At 72.7% G+C, this 15,068-nt stretch carries 12 protein-coding genes; 4 read left to right on the plus strand and 8 right to left on the minus strand.

All coding sequences use genetic code 11. The features are described 5' to 3' along the window. Positions 1-30 precede the first annotated feature (30 nt). The 8 genes from OG417_RS27025 to OG417_RS27060 all read right to left on the minus strand — a co-directional run bounded on the left by OG417_RS27025 (position 31) and on the right by OG417_RS27060 (position 9,135). Positions 31-786, minus strand: a complete 756-nt coding sequence (locus OG417_RS27025; protein WP_329261839.1) for a sulfite exporter TauE/SafE family protein — start codon at positions 784-786, stop codon at positions 31-33. Between the two features lie 3 nt (positions 787-789). Beyond that, on the minus strand, positions 790-2,580 hold the full coding sequence (locus tag OG417_RS27030; protein WP_329262597.1) for a gamma-glutamyltransferase family protein: 1,791 nt from the start codon (positions 2,578-2,580) through the stop codon (positions 790-792). Continuing rightward, entirely contained in the window at positions 2,576-3,571 is a 996-nt protein-coding gene (locus OG417_RS27035) for an ABC transporter ATP-binding protein (RefSeq protein ID WP_329261842.1), read from the minus strand. Before OG417_RS27035 ends, OG417_RS27030 begins: the two co-directional genes overlap by 5 nt. Further along, positions 3,568-4,572, minus strand: coding sequence for an ABC transporter ATP-binding protein (locus OG417_RS27040; protein ID WP_329261844.1), 1,005 nt, complete (start codon positions 4,570-4,572; stop codon positions 3,568-3,570). Before OG417_RS27040 ends, OG417_RS27035 begins: the two co-directional genes overlap by 4 nt. Further along, on the minus strand, positions 4,569-5,456 hold the full coding sequence (locus tag OG417_RS27045; RefSeq protein ID WP_329261847.1) for an ABC transporter permease: 888 nt from the start codon (positions 5,454-5,456) through the stop codon (positions 4,569-4,571). The genes OG417_RS27040 and OG417_RS27045 overlap by 4 nt, the downstream gene beginning before the upstream one ends. Beyond that, positions 5,449-6,408, minus strand: a complete 960-nt coding sequence (locus OG417_RS27050) for an ABC transporter permease (protein WP_329261849.1) — start codon at positions 6,406-6,408, stop codon at positions 5,449-5,451. The genes OG417_RS27045 and OG417_RS27050 overlap by 8 nt, the downstream gene beginning before the upstream one ends. 2 nt (positions 6,409-6,410) lie before the next feature. Next, positions 6,411-8,021, minus strand: coding sequence for an ABC transporter substrate-binding protein (locus tag OG417_RS27055; RefSeq protein WP_329261852.1), 1,611 nt, complete (start codon positions 8,019-8,021; stop codon positions 6,411-6,413). 454 nt (positions 8,022-8,475) lie between these two features. Further along, positions 8,476-9,135, minus strand: coding sequence for a GntR family transcriptional regulator (locus OG417_RS27060; protein ID WP_329261855.1), 660 nt, complete (start codon positions 9,133-9,135; stop codon positions 8,476-8,478). A gap of 320 nt (positions 9,136-9,455) precedes the next feature. Here OG417_RS27060 and OG417_RS27065 point away from each other — a divergent pair, with 320 nt between their 5' ends. The 4 genes from OG417_RS27065 (at position 9,456) to pheT (ending at position 15,037) form a co-directional block, all read left to right on the plus strand. Next, positions 9,456-9,917 carry an STAS domain-containing protein gene (locus OG417_RS27065; protein WP_329261857.1) on the plus strand — a complete coding sequence of 154 codons (462 nt, stop codon included), beginning with the start codon at positions 9,456-9,458 and terminating at the stop codon, positions 9,915-9,917. Between the two features lie 309 nt (positions 9,918-10,226). Further along, positions 10,227-11,303 carry a sensor histidine kinase gene (locus OG417_RS27070; RefSeq protein ID WP_329261860.1) on the plus strand — a complete coding sequence of 359 codons (1,077 nt, stop codon included), beginning with the start codon at positions 10,227-10,229 and terminating at the stop codon, positions 11,301-11,303. A gap of 120 nt (positions 11,304-11,423) precedes the next feature. Next, the gene (pheS, locus tag OG417_RS27075; RefSeq protein WP_329262602.1) at positions 11,424-12,533 is read left to right on the plus strand and encodes a phenylalanine--tRNA ligase subunit alpha; all 1,110 of its coding nucleotides are present in this window, start codon (positions 11,424-11,426) and stop codon (positions 12,531-12,533) included. Next, entirely contained in the window at positions 12,533-15,037 is a 2,505-nt protein-coding gene (gene pheT / locus OG417_RS27080; RefSeq protein WP_329261862.1) for a phenylalanine--tRNA ligase subunit beta, read from the plus strand. The genes pheS and pheT overlap by 1 nt, the downstream gene beginning before the upstream one ends. Positions 15,038-15,068 lie beyond the last annotated feature (31 nt).

Below are 15,068 nucleotides of genomic sequence, written 5' to 3' on the forward strand. Positions count from 1 at the left end.
AGGGCCGCCTCGGGCGTCGCGGATGCCCGCTCAGCGCAGGGCGAGGGCGAGGGCCACGCCCAGGCCGAACGTCACGATCACTCCGCGCAGGATCTCCGGCGACAGCCGCCGCGCCACGCGTGCGCCCGCGAACCCGCCGGCGAGACTGGCCGCCGCCATGACCGCCACGGCGTACCACCGCACCGGGCCGAACAGCGCGAACGCCGCGAACGCCACCGTGTTGATCACCAGCGACAACACCGCGCGCACGGCGTTGACCCGTTGTAGACGGTCGTGGACGAACACGCTGAGGATCCCCAGCAGCATGACCCCCAGGCCGGCGCCGAAGTAGGCGCCGTAGATCCCCCCGAACAGCAGGCCGGCGTGCAGCAGCGTCCGGTGGTGCTGCCGGGTCAGCCGCTCCGAGGCGTGAAGCCGCCTCTTCAGCCACGGCTGGACGGCCAGCAGCAGGCTCGCCATCGCGATCAGCACCGGCGTCAGCGAGTGGAAGACCCCCTCGGGGGTGACCAGCAGCAGCAGACAGCCCGCCACCGCCCCGACCACGCTCGTCAGGCTGAACGCGATCGCCCGCCCCCGCTGCCCGGACAACTCCTCCCGATAGCCCAGCGCGCCCCCGATGTACCCCGGCCACAGCGCCACCGTGTTGGTCACGTTCGCCGACACGGCCGGGTACCCCACCGCGAGGAGGGCGGGGAACGAGATCAGGGACCCGCCCCCGGCGACGGCGTTGACGACTCCCGCCGCCACGCCGGCCGCGGCCAGCAGTCCGGTCTCCGCCAGATCCATGCGTTACCGTCCGACCGCGTAACCCTGGGCGCCCCGCGGGTTGGCCGCCGCGCGCAGGAAACCGGGCTCGCCGGTGTCGCGGGTCACCGCGCTGAGCCGGCCGAGCGTCCACGGTCCCTGGACGTCGACGTCGTGGCCGCGCCGCCGCAGCTCCGCGACGACCTCCGGGTCGAGCCGCTCCTCCACGACCAGGCCGCCCGGCCGCGCGCCGCGTGGATAGAACGAGCTGGGGAAGTGCACCGAGTGGAACATCGGCGCGTCGATCGCCTCCTGGAGATTCAGGCCGCCGTGCACGACGGACAGGAAGAAGTTCAGGCTCCACTGGTCCTGCTGGTCGCCGCCCGGGGTCCCGAACGCCATCCACGGCGAGCCGTCGCGCAGCGCGAGCGACGGCGACAGGGTCGTACGGGGCCGGCTGCCGGGCCGCAGCGACGCGGGCAGGTCCGGCTCCAGCCAGAACATCTGCGCGCGGGTGCCCAGGCAGAAGCCCAGCTCGGGGATGACCGGTGAGCTCTGCAGCCAGCCTCCGCTCGGCGTCGCCGACACCAGGTTGCCGTAGCGGTCGGCGACGTCGAGGTGACAGGTGTCGCCGTCCACGCGCCCGTCGCCGCGTACGGTCGGCTCGCCCACGCCCTCGCCGATCGGGGCGTCCGGGCCGGGGGCCGTGACGGAGAGCACGGGCTCGCGTCCGTCCGGGGCACCGGGCCGCAGCGCGAAGCTCGCCTCCGCGCCGACCAGGCGGCGCCGCTCGTCGTTGTAGCCGGGGAGCAGCAGCGACTCCATCGGCACCTTGGTGTACGCCGGATCGCCGTACCAGGCCTCGCGGTCGGCGAAGGCGAGCTTGGCGACCTCGGTCACGGTGTGGACGTAGTCCGCCGACAGGTGGCCCGCCGCGTCCAGGTCGAAGCCCGACAGCAGGGCGAGCTGCTGGAGGAAGACCGGCCCCTGTCCCCACGGGCCCGTCTTGAGCACGCGGTAGCCGTGGTAGTCGTACCCGAGCGGTTCTTCGGCGGTGGCCCGCCAGCCGGCCAGGTCGTCGCCGGTCAGCAGGCCGCCGTGCCGGCGTCCGGAGGTGTCGCGCCAGGCCGTCTCGGCGCAGAACCGCGCGATCGCCTCGGCGACGAAGCCGCGGTACCAGGCGTCGCGCGCGGCGGCGATACGCGTCTCGCGGGTGCCCGACGCGGCGCGCGACGCCGCCGCGATGCGGCGGTAGGTCGCCGCCAGCGCCGGATTGCGCAGCCGCGACCCGGGCGCCGGCACCCGTCCGTCCGGCATCCAGACCTCGGCGGAGGTCGGCCAGTCCTCGGTGAACGTCCGCTCGACGGCGCCGATCGTGGTCGAGATCCGCTCGAGCGCCGGGAAGCCGTTCTCGGCATAGGCGATGGCCGGTTCCAGCACGTCCTCCACCGCCCAGGTGCCCCAGCGCTCCAGCATCAACAGCCAGGCGCCGAACGCCCCGGGCACGGTCGCGGCCAGCAGCCCGGTGCCGGGCACCAGGTCCAGGCCGAGACCGGTGTAGTGCTCGATGGTGGCCGCGGCGGGAGCGGTGCCCTGACCGCAGACCGCGGTCGCCCGCTCGTCGGACGCGCTCCACACCAGGATCGGCAGGTCGCCGCCCGGCCCGTTGAGGTGCGGCTCGACGACCTGGAGCACGAAGCCCGCGGTGACCGCCGCGTCGAAGGCGTTACCGCCGCGTTCGAGCACGCTCATGCCGGCGGCGGAGGCGAGCCAGTGGGTGCTCGCCACCATGCCGAAGTCGCCGGTCAGCTCGGGGCGGGTTGTGAACACGCTAATTCCTTCCAGTGAGGTCGGGCACCGCGGAGGGTGTCACGAGGTGGCAGGCGACGGGCCGGTCCGCCTCCCGTACGCCGGTCAGCCGCGGTTCGTCCGTACGGCAAGTGTCGACGGCGACGGGGCATCGGGTGTGGAACCGGCAGCCCGTCGGCGGGTCGAGGGGACTGGGCACCTCGCCGACGAGCACCACCCGTCTGCGCTCGCGCTGCCGCACCGGGTCGGGCTCGGGCGCGGCGGACAGCAGTGCCTGGGTGTAGGGGTGCTGCGGCTCGGCGAAGATCTTCTCCGTCGGTCCGGTCTCCACGATCCGCCCGAGGTACATGACCGCGATCCGGTCGGCGAGGAACTCCACCACCGACAGGTCGTGGGTGATGAACAGGCACGAGAAGCCCATGTCGCGCTGCAGGTCGGCGATCAGGTTGAGCACCGAGGCCTGCACCGACACGTCCAGTGCGGACACCGGCTCGTCGGCGACGACGAGTTTGGGCTCCAGGACCAGCGCGCGGGCGAGCCCGACCCGCTGGCGCTGCCCGCCGGACAGCTCGTGCGGGCGGCGGGTGCGCATGTCCGCGCTCAGGCCGACGCGTTCGAGCATCGCGCGGACGCGGGTCTCGGCGTCGGCGCCGCGGGCCACGCCGTGCCTGCGCAGCGGCTCCGCCACGATCTGCCCGACGGTGAACCGGGGGTTGAGCGAGGAGTAGGGATCCTGGAACACCATGTGCACGTCGCGCCGGAGCGGCCGCAGCGCCCGCCGCGACAGATGGGTGACGTCCCGCCCGCCGAGAGACACCGAACCGGCGGTGGGTTCGGTCAGCCGCAGCACGCACCGGCCGATCGTGGACTTGCCGCTGCCCGACTCGCCGACGAGGCCCAGCACCTCACCCGGCCCGACCGACAGCGACACCCCGTCGACCGCGCGTACGGACCGGCCGCCCCGCCGGACGGGGTAGTGCTTCACCAGATCCTTCACTTCGAGTACGGGCGCGTTCACGCGTCACCTCCCGCGGCCGTGGACAGGGGATGGAAGCACGCGGCCCGGTGCTCCGCGCCGAACGCCTCGAGCGCGGGCCGCGTCGCCGCGCAGTCGTCGCGGGCACGGGGACAGCGCGGGTGGAACGCGCACTCGTCCGGGTCCTCGAACGGCGGGGGCACCAGACCCGGGATCTCGGCGAGCCGCCGCCGGCCGTCCTCGCCGGTGACCGCCGCCGAGGGCAGCGCGCCCATGAGCCCCGCCGTGTACGGATGGCGCGGCCGGGCGTACAGCTCGGTCACCGGCGCCTCCTCCACGGCCCTCCCGGCGTACATGACGACGGCCCGGTCGGCGACGTCGGCCACGACGCCCAGGTCGTGGGTGATGAGGATGATCGCGGTGCCGAGCCGGTCGCGCAGGTCGCGGAAGACGTCGAGCACGCCGGCCTGGATGGTCACGTCGAGGGCGGTCGTGGGCTCGTCGGCGATCAGCACCCGGGGCGAGCACGCCACCGCGATGGCGATCATCACCCGCTGCCGCATGCCGCCGGAGAGCTGGTGGGGGTACTCCTTGACCCGGCGGTCGGGCGCCGGTATCCCGACCAGCTCGAGCAGTTCCACCGCGCGCGAGCGCGCCGCCGTACGGGACATCCCCTCGTGCCTGCGCAGCACCTCGGCGATCTGGAACCCGACGGTGAACGAGGGGTTCAGCGAGGTCATCGGCTCCTGGAACACCATGGAGACGTCCTTGCCGCGGATCGCGCGCAGAGCGCTCTCGGGCAGGTCGGTGAGCTCCCGCCCGTCGAGCCGGATCGAGCCGGACAGCCGGGTGGTCTCCGGCGGCAGCAGCCGCGGGATCGACATCGCGGTGACCGACTTGCCGCACCCGGACTCCCCGCACAGCGCGAGGATCTCGCCGCGTTCGAGCCGCAGCGAGACGTCGCGTACGGCCTGGACCCGGCCCTCCTCGGTGTCGAACTCGACACGAAGGCCGGTGATCTCCAGAAGGCTGTGTTCGCTCATCGCACGCTCCGGGGGTCCAGGGCGTCGCGCAGGCCGTCGCCGAGCAGGTTGAACCCGAGCGTGGACAGCGCGATCATGACGCCGGGCCAGATCGCCAGCCAGGGCGCCTGGTCGAGGAACTGCTGGGCGGCGGTGAGCAGCACGCCCCACGACGGCGTCGGCGGCTGTACGCCGAGGCCGAGGAAGGACAGCGTCGCCTCGCCGATGATCGCCGTCGGGATGCCGACCGTGGCCTGCACGATCAGCGTGCTGGTCGCGCCGGGCAGGACGTACCGGAACATGATCCGGCCATCGCCCGCGCCGTCGGCCACCGCCGCCGCCACGTAGTCCAGCTCGCGCAGGGCGAGCACCTCGCCGCGCGTCACGCGGATGATCCCCGGGAGCTGGGAGACGCCGAGCGCGATGACGACGTTGCGCAGCGACGGCCCGAGGATCGCCGCCATGCCCACCGCGAAGATCAGGAACGGGAACGCGAGCACGACGTCGACCAGGCGCATCACGACCGGGTCGACGAAGCGGCGGTAGTAGCCGGCCACGAGCCCGACGGGGACGCCGACCACCATCGCGAGCAGCACGGACAGCACTCCGGCCTCCAGCGAGACCCGAGCGCCGTACGCGATGCGGGCGAGCATGTCCCGGCCGAGGTCGTCGGTGCCCAGCAGATGCCCGCCCGAGGGCGGGGCCAGCGGCGCGCTGTAGTCCTGTGCCGCCGGGTCGGCGGTGACGAACGGCCCGATGACCGCCAGCGCCAGGAACCCGGCGACGAGGATCAACCCGGCCATCGCGGCGGGCCGGCGCCGGAACCGCCGCCAGACCTGCCGTGCGCGCCCGGGCGGCGCGCCGGCGAGGGCCGGCAGGGGAGCGGACAGCGTCTGGTCAGCCATCGGCCACCCCCGTCAGCCGCACCCGCGGGTTCAGCACGCCGTACGCGAGGTCGACCAGCAGGTTGACGGCGATGTAGCCCGCCACCGTGACCAGCACCACCGCCTGGATGACCGGGTAGTTGCGCGTCACCACGGCGTCGACGGTCAGCTTGCCGAAGCCGGGGATGACGAAGATCTGCTCGGTCACCACCGCGCCGCTGATCAGGGCGCCGAGCTGGAGACCGAGCACGGTCACCACCGTCGTCAGGCTGTTGCGCAGCGCGTGCACGCCCACGACCGAGCGTTCCGGCAGCCCCTTGGCGCGCGCGGTGCGGACGTAGTCGGCCGACAGCGACTCGAGCATCGCCGACCGGGTCTGCCGCATCAGCACCGCCGCGAAGCCGGTGCCGAGCACCAGTGCGGGCAGCAGCATGCGCTCCAGGTTGCCGCCCGGGTCGCCGGTGAAGGGCACGTAGCCGGAGGCGGGCAGCCAGTGCAGCCGCACGGAGAACAGCAGGATGCCGAGCATGCCCAGCCAGAAGTGCGGCACCGACAGCCCGACCAGCCCGAAGCCGGTCGCCACGTGGTCGGCGAACCGGCCGCGGCGGGTCGCCGCCACGACGCCGGCGGTCACGCCGATCCCGATCGCGACGATCATCGCCAGCACGGACAGCTCGATCGTGACCGGCAGCCGCTGGGTGAGGATGTGGGCGACCGGCAGCCGGTCCTGGGTGGAACGGCCGAAGTCGCCGGTGAGTGCCTTGCCGGCCCACTGCGCGTACTGCACGGGCAGCGGCCGGTCGAGGCCGTAGTCGTGCCGGATCGCGGCGATGGCCTCCGGCGAGGCCTCCTGCCCGGCGAGCACACGTGCCGGGTCCCCGGGCAGCGCCCGCACGCCCAGGAAGACCAGGACGCTGCCCAGGAACAGCACGATCACGGCGGCGCCGAGCCGTCGCAGGATGAACAGGGCCATGGCTACTTCGCGACGAACCCGGCGGTGCCGAGCCGCGGCAGGCCGTCGGCGTAGTAGCGGATGCCGGCGACGTCCTTGCGCGTGCCCAGGTAGAAGAGCTGGTGGTACAGGTAGATCATTCCGCGCAGCTGGGCCTGCCGCTGGATCGCCTGGGCGTACAGCCGGGTGCGCTGGGCGGCGTCCCGGGTGGCCGCGGCCTGCTGGATCGGGTCGTCGATGCCCGGGTCCGACAGGCCCGCGTAGTTGTTCTGCCCGCCGGTGGTGATCTGGCCGGTCAGGTCACCGTCGGGATCGATGCGCCCGGACCAGCCGACCTGCATGGCGTCGAACTTGCCGGCCGCGCCCTGCTCCAGCCCGGTCGCGAAGTCGATCGGCTGGACGGAGACGTTGAAGCCGGCCTCCTTGGTCATCTGCTGGATGACCTGGCCGAGCCGCTCGTTGGTGGCGTCGTTGGGCACCTGGAGCTTGACCGGGATCGGCGGCTTGAACCCCGACTTGGCGATGAGCTGCTTGGCCTGCGCGACGTCCCGGTTGGAACAGGTCAGGCTCTTGTCGCGGAAGGAGCTGTTCAGCGGCAGCGGGCTGCAGTCGGGCTGGTTGAGCCCGTTGTAGACCGTCTTGTTGATCGCGGCGCGGTCCAGGGACAGCTCGAAGGCCTGGCGCAGCTCCGGGCTCTTGCCCAGCGGCGTGTCGATCGGACCGGGCTTCTCCGTGGAGCCGTGGGCGTTGCCGACGTTGATCTGGACGCCGTAGTAGCCCAGGCCGCCACCGGAGACGACCCGCAGGTTCGGGTCGGCCTGCACGCCCGCGACGGTGGTGTTGGCGAGCTCCTCGGCGGCCTGCACGTCGCCGGACTTGAGGTTGGCGGCCCGGACGTTCGGATCCACGATGATCTTGTACACGATGCGGTCGAGCTTGACCTTGGCGGCGTCGTAGTAGTCCGGGGCCCGGTCGACGACGATCTGGCTGCCCGAGGTACGGCTGGCGAACTTGAACGGGCCGACGCAGACGGGGTGCGCGCCGAAGTCGTCGCCCTCGGAGTCGAGGGCCTTGGGCGACATGATCATCCCGGCCCGGTCGGCGAGCTGGGCGGTCAGCGGGGAGTACGGGCGCGACAGCGTGAGCCGTACGGTGCCGGAATCCACGACGTCGACCTTCTTGACCGCGGCGAGGTCGGCGGTGCGGGCCGACTTCTTCCAGGTGCGGTCGCGGTCGAGCGACTTCTTCACGGCCGCCGCGTCGAAGGCGGTGCCGTCGTTGAACTTCACGCCGCTGCGGAGCTTGATGGTCACCGTCTTCCCGTCTCCCGAGACGTCGGGGAGAGCGGACGCGAGCTGCGGGACGATCTGGGCGTTCGCGTCGATGTCATACAGCTTCTCGCAGATCGAGGTGAACACCTCGCGACCCAGCAGGGTTACCGAGGTGCTCGGGTCCAGGGCGTCCGGGTCCGCCGACAGCGCCATCGTGAGGGTGCCGCCGTTCTTGACCGCGCGGTTGTCCGCGGTGGCGGCGGAGACGGACGGCTTGGCGGTGCCGCCACCGCCGGAACACGCGGCGGTGAGGGCGAGTGGCAGCGCCGCGAGCGCGGCGACGAGCCGACGTGGGAGGTGCATGGACGGTCGCTCCTTCTCCGATGGGGGGTCGGGTCGGGACGGGGCAGGAGACGTCAGGTTGTGGGGACTCGAGACCGATTTCGGACAGGACCAGGCCCGCATTGAGGCCTGGTCACCGGGCATGACCGTATACAAAATCCTGTTTCCGGTGGGTTTCGTCCGCGAAAAAACAGGCGATTCGTTACCAAGTCGGGGCGAAGCCCTCGGAGCCGCCCTGCGTGTCGACGTGCCGCCCGCGCCTCACCGGGGGCTCCTCGCGCACGTCATCAGGTGCACGGCGCGGGGTCTGCCGTGCCGGACGGCGTGGATCGGCCAGCGTGGATCGGCCAGCGTGGATCGGCCAGCGTGGATCGGACGGCGTGGATCGGCCAGCGTGGATCGGATGGCGTGGATCGGATGGCGTGGATCGGACGGCGTGGATCGGACGGCGCGCGCCGGGGCGCCGACGCCGGGGTCAGTCCTCGGCCAGGGCCGCCAGGTAGGAGCGCCGTGCCGCCTCGACGTGGGCGATCGCCCGGGCCTCGGCCGCACGCTCGTCGCCCGCGGCGATGGCCTCATAGAGGCTGAGGTGCTCGGTCCAGGAGTGCGGTGCGCGGTGCCTGGCGGTCTGCTGGAACAGCCACTGGGCGCGCCGGAGCATCGGGCCCACCACCAGGCTCAGGTACGTGTTGCCGGCCAGATCGGCCACGGCGGCGTGGAAGGCGGTGTTGAGATCGGCGACGTCTCCGAGCCGGCCCTCGTCCACGGCCAGGCGGGCGGAGTCCAGGACGGCGCGGAGCCGGTCGGCGGTCTCGGGCGTCACCTTGCGGGCCGACAGGCGCGCGCTCAGACCCTCCAGGGCCACGCGCACGTCGAAGAGCTCCTCGGCCTCGTCGGGGGACAGTCGCGCGACCGCGGCGCCTCGCCGCGGCGTCACCTCGACGAACCCTTCCGCGGCGAGCACCCGGATCGACTCGCGCACCGGGTTGCGGGAGACGCCGAGGCGTTCGGCCAGCCGGTCCTCGACCAGGCGCTCGCCGGGCATGAACTCGCCCTGCAGGATCAGGCGGCGCAGCTCCGCCGTGACCACGTCGCGGAGTGGGCGGTGGTTCGAGCCCAGGGTGTTGTCGGCCATCGGCGACCAACCCTAAGTCACGGGGAACGCCGCGCTCCGGCCGGGACCGTGCCCGCAGGTCCCCAGGGTCGCGCCGGGCGACCGGCCGGGGCGCGTCACCGGTCCGGCCCGCCGGCCGCCCCGTCGAAGGGGACCGCCGGAATATCATCTACTCCATAAACTCGCTGTAAAGGCCTCGATTCGCGCATTTCGGTAAAACGGGACATGATCGGTGGTGAGCTCCATCGTAGGGAGGAGACTGAACCAACCTACGGTGGGATACGTGCGTCCTAAGAGTTGCCTATGGTGTCTATGGGTCATTCGATGAACGGGGCGAAACCGTGAACACGAACGTGAGTGGCATTCCGACGCCGCGCCGTCGCAGGTCGGCGGCACGCGAGGGGGCCACCGCAGGCGCACGCGCCGCACGCGGGGCCGTGCGACGCTGTCCGGGAGGGACGCGGCGGGACCTGACCGCCCGGGTCGTGCGCCGCGACGGCGCGTCGGCCGTGGTGGAGATCGTCGGCGAGATCGACGTGCACACCTCGGGAAGGCTGCGCGCCATCCTGGTCGCCCTGGCCGACGAGGGCCGCACCCACATCGTGGCCGACTTCACCGGCGTGCGCTTCTGCGACGCCGCGGGTCTCGGCGCCCTCGTGGGCGTCAACAACCGCCTCGGGCGCGACGGCGGCTCGCTCCGCCTGACCGGCGTACGCCCGGCGCAGCGCCGCATTCTGCAGATCACCCGGCTCGACCAGCTCTTCCGTCCCCGCGACGACGCCGGCGACACCCTCACGACCTGAGCCGCCGCGGGCGCCCGGCGCACCTGCCCGCGTGACGACTGCGCGCGAAATCGGACTCGGCCGCCGTTTTCCGGCGGCCGACGTGCATTTCACGCCTGTTTCGTGCCCGCTCGCGGACGAACGCGCGGCCGGGACGATGTGCGTTCGGGCGCGGCGCGCGATACCGTCCGCGGTCAAGACCGAAGACCGCGAACGGTATCCACACACGCTGGAGACCCGGCATTAACGCGCTTACGTGGCGGTGTTTCCTCGTGCGCATTAGAGTCATGCCGTTCGCGCCATCATGGACACTGGGAGGTTGAGGCGGCCGTGGGCGGATCGGGCCCCCACCCGAGCGATCCCGCCGCCGGACTCTGCCCGGACACGCTGCCCGACGGGCTGCTCGTGGCCGACGCCGAGCGCCGCGTGGTCGTGTTCAACCGCGCGGCCGAACGCCTGACCGGCATCGCGCGGGCGGACGCGCTCGGCCGCGACTTCGCCGAGGTCCTGCCGCTGTTCGACGCCGAGGGCCGCGACTGGTGGCGCTGCCTCGACCCGTACGGCGGCCTGGCCACCCGCACCCGGCATCCCGAGCGCCCGCTGCACCTCGCCGACGGCCTCGAACTGCTCGTCACGGCCTCCTACACCCGTGCCGAGGACGGCGGCGTCACCACGTTCACCGTGGCCCTCCGCGACGCGGTCCAGCGCGCCCGCCAGGAGCGCAACCGCGCCGACCTGGTCTCGACGGTCGCGCACGAGCTGCGCTCGCCGCTGACCAGCGTCAAGGGCTTCACCGCCACGCTGCTCGCCAAGTGGCACCGCTTCAACGACGACCAGAAGCGCGTGATGCTCGAGACGGTCAACGCCGACGCCGACCGGGTGACCCGGCTGATCACCGAGCTGCTCGACGTGTCCCGCATCGAGGCCGGCCGGCTGGAGATGCGCCGCCAGGTCGTCGACGTGGTCGAAGAGGTGCACAAGGTGGTCAAGGGGCGCGTGGTGGCAGGGGAGCCCGCCTCGCGCTTCAAGGTCGAGGTGCTGGGCGAGCTGCCCGAAATGTGGCTCGATCCCGACAAGATCGACCAGATCCTCGGCAACCTCGTGGAGAACGCCCTCCGGCACGGGGCTGGTACTGTCACCATTGTGGTGGAGCCGGACTCACGCAAGCAGGGAGCCGTCGTGTCCGTGCGCGACGAGGGCGAGGGCATCCCGCCCGAAGCCGTGCCCCGCGTCTTCCGGCAGTTCTGGCGCGGCCACGGCCAGCCGCGCGGCGGCACCGGCCTCGGCCTCTACATCGTGAAGGGCCTCGTCGAGGCGCACGGTGGAGGCATCACCGTACGACGTGCGCCCGGCGGTGGCGCCGAGTTCCGATTTAGCCTGCCCGCCGGGGCTCCAGACTTCGCCTGAGAGCGCCCGCGCGGGCTTCCTGACGCTCCCCCCGAGCCGCCACGAGCGGCCGGGGTGTGCCGGTTTTCCCAGATGACTCGACCAGATGACTATCGCCGTTGGCTGGAGTTGCTCGAACCGATGTCCGCACCCAACAAGTCCTATGACCCGGTCGAGGTCACCGCGCTGCATCCGGATGAGGTGGCCCGCGTGCGCGCGGACGCGCTCGCCGCGATCGACGCCGCCTCGAGCCTGGAAGAACTGAAGCAGGTACGCCTGGCCCACGCCGGCGACCGCTCGCCGCTCGCCCTCGCCAACCGGGAGATCGGCGCCCTGCCGCCGCACGCCAAGGCCGAGGCCGGCAAGCGCGTCGGCGGCGCCCGCCGTGACGTCTCCGAGGCGCTCAAGCGCCGCCAGGCCGAGCTGGAGGACGAACGCGACCAGCGGGTCCTCGTCGAGGAGGCCGTCGACGTCACCCTGCCCTGGGACCGCGCCCCGCGAGGCGCCCGGCACCCGCTGACCACGATCGCCGAGCGGATGACCGACGTCTTCGTCTCCATGGGGTTCGAGATCGTCGAGGGGCCCGAGGTCGAGGCGGAGTGGTTCAACTTCGACGCGCTGAACTTCCCGCCCGCGCACCCGGCGCGGGAGATGCAGGACACCTTCTTCGTCGAGTCGGAGGAGTCCGGTCTGGTCCTGCGGACCCACACGTCGCCGATGCAGATCCGTGCGCTGCTCGACCGCGAGCTGCCGGTGTACGTCGTCTGCGCGGGCAAGACGTTCCGCACCGACGAGCTCGACGCGACGCACAGCCCGGTCTTCCACCAGATGGAGGGCCTCGTCGTCGACGAGGGCATCACGATGGCCGACCTGCGCGGCGCCATCGGCGCGTTCGTCACCGGCATGTTCGGCGAGGGCCTGCGGACCCGGTTCCGTCCCTATTACTTCCCCTTCACCGAGCCGTCGGCCGAGGTCGACATGGAGTGCTTCGTCTGCCGCGGCGCGTCGGCCGAGCCGGGCGGCGAGCCCTGCCGCACCTGCCGGTCCGAGGGCTGGATCGAGCTGGGCGGCTGCGGCATGGTCAACCCGCGCGTGCTGGTCGCCTGCGGGGTCGACCCGGAGCGCTACAGCGGCTGGGCGTTCGGGCTGGGCGTGGAGCGCACGCTGATGTTCCGGCACGGCGTGGAGGACATGCACGACATGGTCGAGGGTGACGTCCGCTTCACCCGCGCCTTCGGAATGGAGATCTGATGCGCGTCCCGATTTCGTGGCTGCGGGAGTACGTCGAGCTGCCGGCGGAGGCCACCGCCCGCGACGTCGCGCGGAAGCTGATCGCGGCCGGCCTCGAGGTGGAGACCATCGACGAGCTCGGCGCCGACCTCACGGGCCCGATCGTCGTCGGCCGGGTGCTGGCGATCGAGGAGCTGACGGGCTTCAAGAAGCCGATCCGCTACTGCCAGGTGGACATCGGCAACCCCGAACCGCAGAACATCGTCTGCGGCGCGACCAACTTCGCCGAGGGCGACCTGGTCGTCGTCATCCTGCCCGGCGGCGTGCTGCCCGGCGGGTTCGAGATCGGCGCGCGCAAGACGTACGGGCGGATGTCGGAGGGCATGATCTGCTCCGAGCGCGAGCTCGGCCTGGGCGACGGGCACGAGGGCATCCTCGTGCTGCCTCCGGCGTACGGCGCCGAGCCCGGCCAGGACGCCGTCGAGCTGCTGCAGATGCGTGACGACGTGCTCGACATCGCCATCACGCCGGACCGCGGCTACACCGCCTCGATCCGCGGGGTCGCCCGCGAGACGGCGACGGCGTTCTCCGTGCCGTTCCGCGACCCGGCGGCCGACGTGCCGCCGGAGCAGGCCGAGGGTTCCTACCCGGCGTCCGTCGCGGACCCGGAGGCGTGCTCGCGGTACGTCCTGCGCGAGGTGCAGGGCCTGGACCCGGCGGCGCCGAGCCCGATCTGGATGGTGCGGCGCCTGCAGAAGTGCGGAGTGCGCTCGATCTCGCTGGCCGTCGACATCACCAACTACCTGATGCTCGAGCTGGGCCAGCCGCTGCACGCCTGGGACCGCGGCAAGCTCCAGGGCCCGATCGTCGTACGCCGGGCGGCGAGCGGCGAGCGGATGGAGACCCTCGACCACGTCGTACGCGACCTGGACCCCGAGGACATCCTCATCACCGACGAGTCCGGCCCGGTCAACATCGCGGGCGTCATGGGCGGCCTGACCACCGAGGTGGACGAGAAGTCCACCGACATCGTCATCGAGGCGGCGCACTTCTCCGCGGAGTCGATCGCCCGTACGGCGCGGCGGCACAAGCTGCACAGCGACTCCTCCTACCGCTTCGAGCGCGGTGTCGACCACGAGCTTCAGCGCCAGGCGGCGGACGCGGCCGTGCGCCTGCTCGCCGAGCTCGGCGGCGCACGGATCCTGCCGGGGGAGACGAACCTGCGGGCCCCCGTCGCGCCGGTGACGATCACGATCCGCGCCGACCACCCCGACAAGGTCGCCGGCATGGAGTACGGGCGTGACACGGTGATCCGCCGCCTGCGCGAGGTGGGCTGCGCGGTCTCCGGCGACGACGTGCTGACGGTCACGCCGCCGTCGTGGCGGCCCGACCTGCGCGACCCGAACGACCTCGCCGAAGAGGTCATCCGGCTCGAGGGGTATGAGAACATTCCGGCCCGCGCGCCGCGCTCGGTGGCCGGACGCGGTCTCACACCCGGTCAGCGTCTGCGGCGGCGCGCGGGCCGCGCCCTGGCCGCGGCCGGCTACGCCGAGGTGCTCGCCTACCCGTTCGTCTCCGAGGGCGACTGGGACTCCCTGCAGCTGCCGGCCGACGACGCACGGCGGCGAGCGCTGCGGCTGGCCAACCCGCTGACCGGCGACGAGCCGCTGCTGCGCACGACCCTGCTGCCGGGGCTGTTCCGCGCGCTGGCCCGCAACATCGGGCGTGGCTTCGGCGACGTGGCCCTGTTCGAGATCGGCCAGGTGTACCGGCCGAAGTTCACGCCCTCGGGCGAGGCCGTGCCACCGCCGCCCCGGCTCCCGGTCGACCGCGGGCCGACGGCGGAGGAGCTCGCCGCGATCGAGGCCGCCCTGCCCGACCAGCCCGTACGCATCGGCGCGGTCCTGGCGGGCGACCACGACCTGCCCGGCTGGTGGGGCGCCGGCCGGGCGGCGAACTGGGCGGACGCCATCGAGGCCGCCCGGATCGTCGCCCGCGAGGCCGGTGTCGAACTCCAGGTCGCGGCGGACCGCCACGCGCCGTGGCACCCCGGCCGCTGCGCGGTCCTGCGCGCCGGCGACGTCGTGATCGGCCACGCCGGTGAGCTGCACCCGCGGGTCATCAAGGCCTTCGACCTGCCGGCCCGTACGTGCGCGGTGGAACTCGACCTGACCCGGCTCGAGCCGTGGGCGGCCAGGGTGGTGCCCGGCCCGGCGATCACGACGTACCCGGTGGCCACACAGGACGTCGCGCTCATCGTGCCGACGGACGTGCCCGCCGCCGACGTCGAGGCCGCGCTCCGCGCCGGGGTCGACCGGCACGGCGCGGGAGACCTGCTGGAGTCCGTCCGGCTGTTCGACCTGTACACCGGTGAGCAGGCGGGCGAGGGCAACAAGTCGCTGGCGTACACTCTGCGCTTCCGTGCCGCCGACCGCACGCTGACGGTGGAAGAGACGACCGGCGCCCGTGACGCGGCGGTGGCCGAGGCCGCCGACCGGGTCGGGGCGGTCCTGCGCGGCGGCTGAGAAACGTTCCGGCCGTGGCCTCGCGGATCGG

The organism is Actinoallomurus sp. NBC_01490, assembly GCF_036227085.1.
In the GTDB taxonomy this organism is placed as follows: Bacteria; Actinomycetota; Actinomycetes; order Streptosporangiales; family Streptosporangiaceae; genus Actinoallomurus; species Actinoallomurus oryzae.

Coding starts and splice junctions, on each gene's coding strand:
- OG417_RS27025 (WP_329261839.1), bottom strand. CDS start 786: ATGGATCTGGCGGAGACCGGACTGCTGGCCGCGGCCGGCGTGGCGGCG.
- OG417_RS27040 (WP_329261844.1), bottom strand. CDS start 4,572: ATGAGCGAACACAGCCTTCTGGAGATCACCGGCCTTCGTGTCGAGTTC.
- OG417_RS27045 (WP_329261847.1), bottom strand. CDS start 5,456: ATGGCTGACCAGACGCTGTCCGCTCCCCTGCCGGCCCTCGCCGGCGCG.
- OG417_RS27050 (WP_329261849.1), bottom strand. CDS start 6,408: ATGGCCCTGTTCATCCTGCGACGGCTCGGCGCCGCCGTGATCGTGCTG.
- OG417_RS27055 (WP_329261852.1), bottom strand. CDS start 8,021: ATGCACCTCCCACGTCGGCTCGTCGCCGCGCTCGCGGCGCTGCCACTC.
- OG417_RS27060 (WP_329261855.1), bottom strand. CDS start 9,135: ATGGCCGACAACACCCTGGGCTCGAACCACCGCCCACTCCGCGACGTG.
- pheS (WP_329262602.1), top strand. CDS start 11,424: ATGTCCGCACCCAACAAGTCCTATGACCCGGTCGAGGTCACCGCGCTG.
- pheT (WP_329261862.1), top strand. CDS start 12,533: ATGCGCGTCCCGATTTCGTGGCTGCGGGAGTACGTCGAGCTGCCGGCG.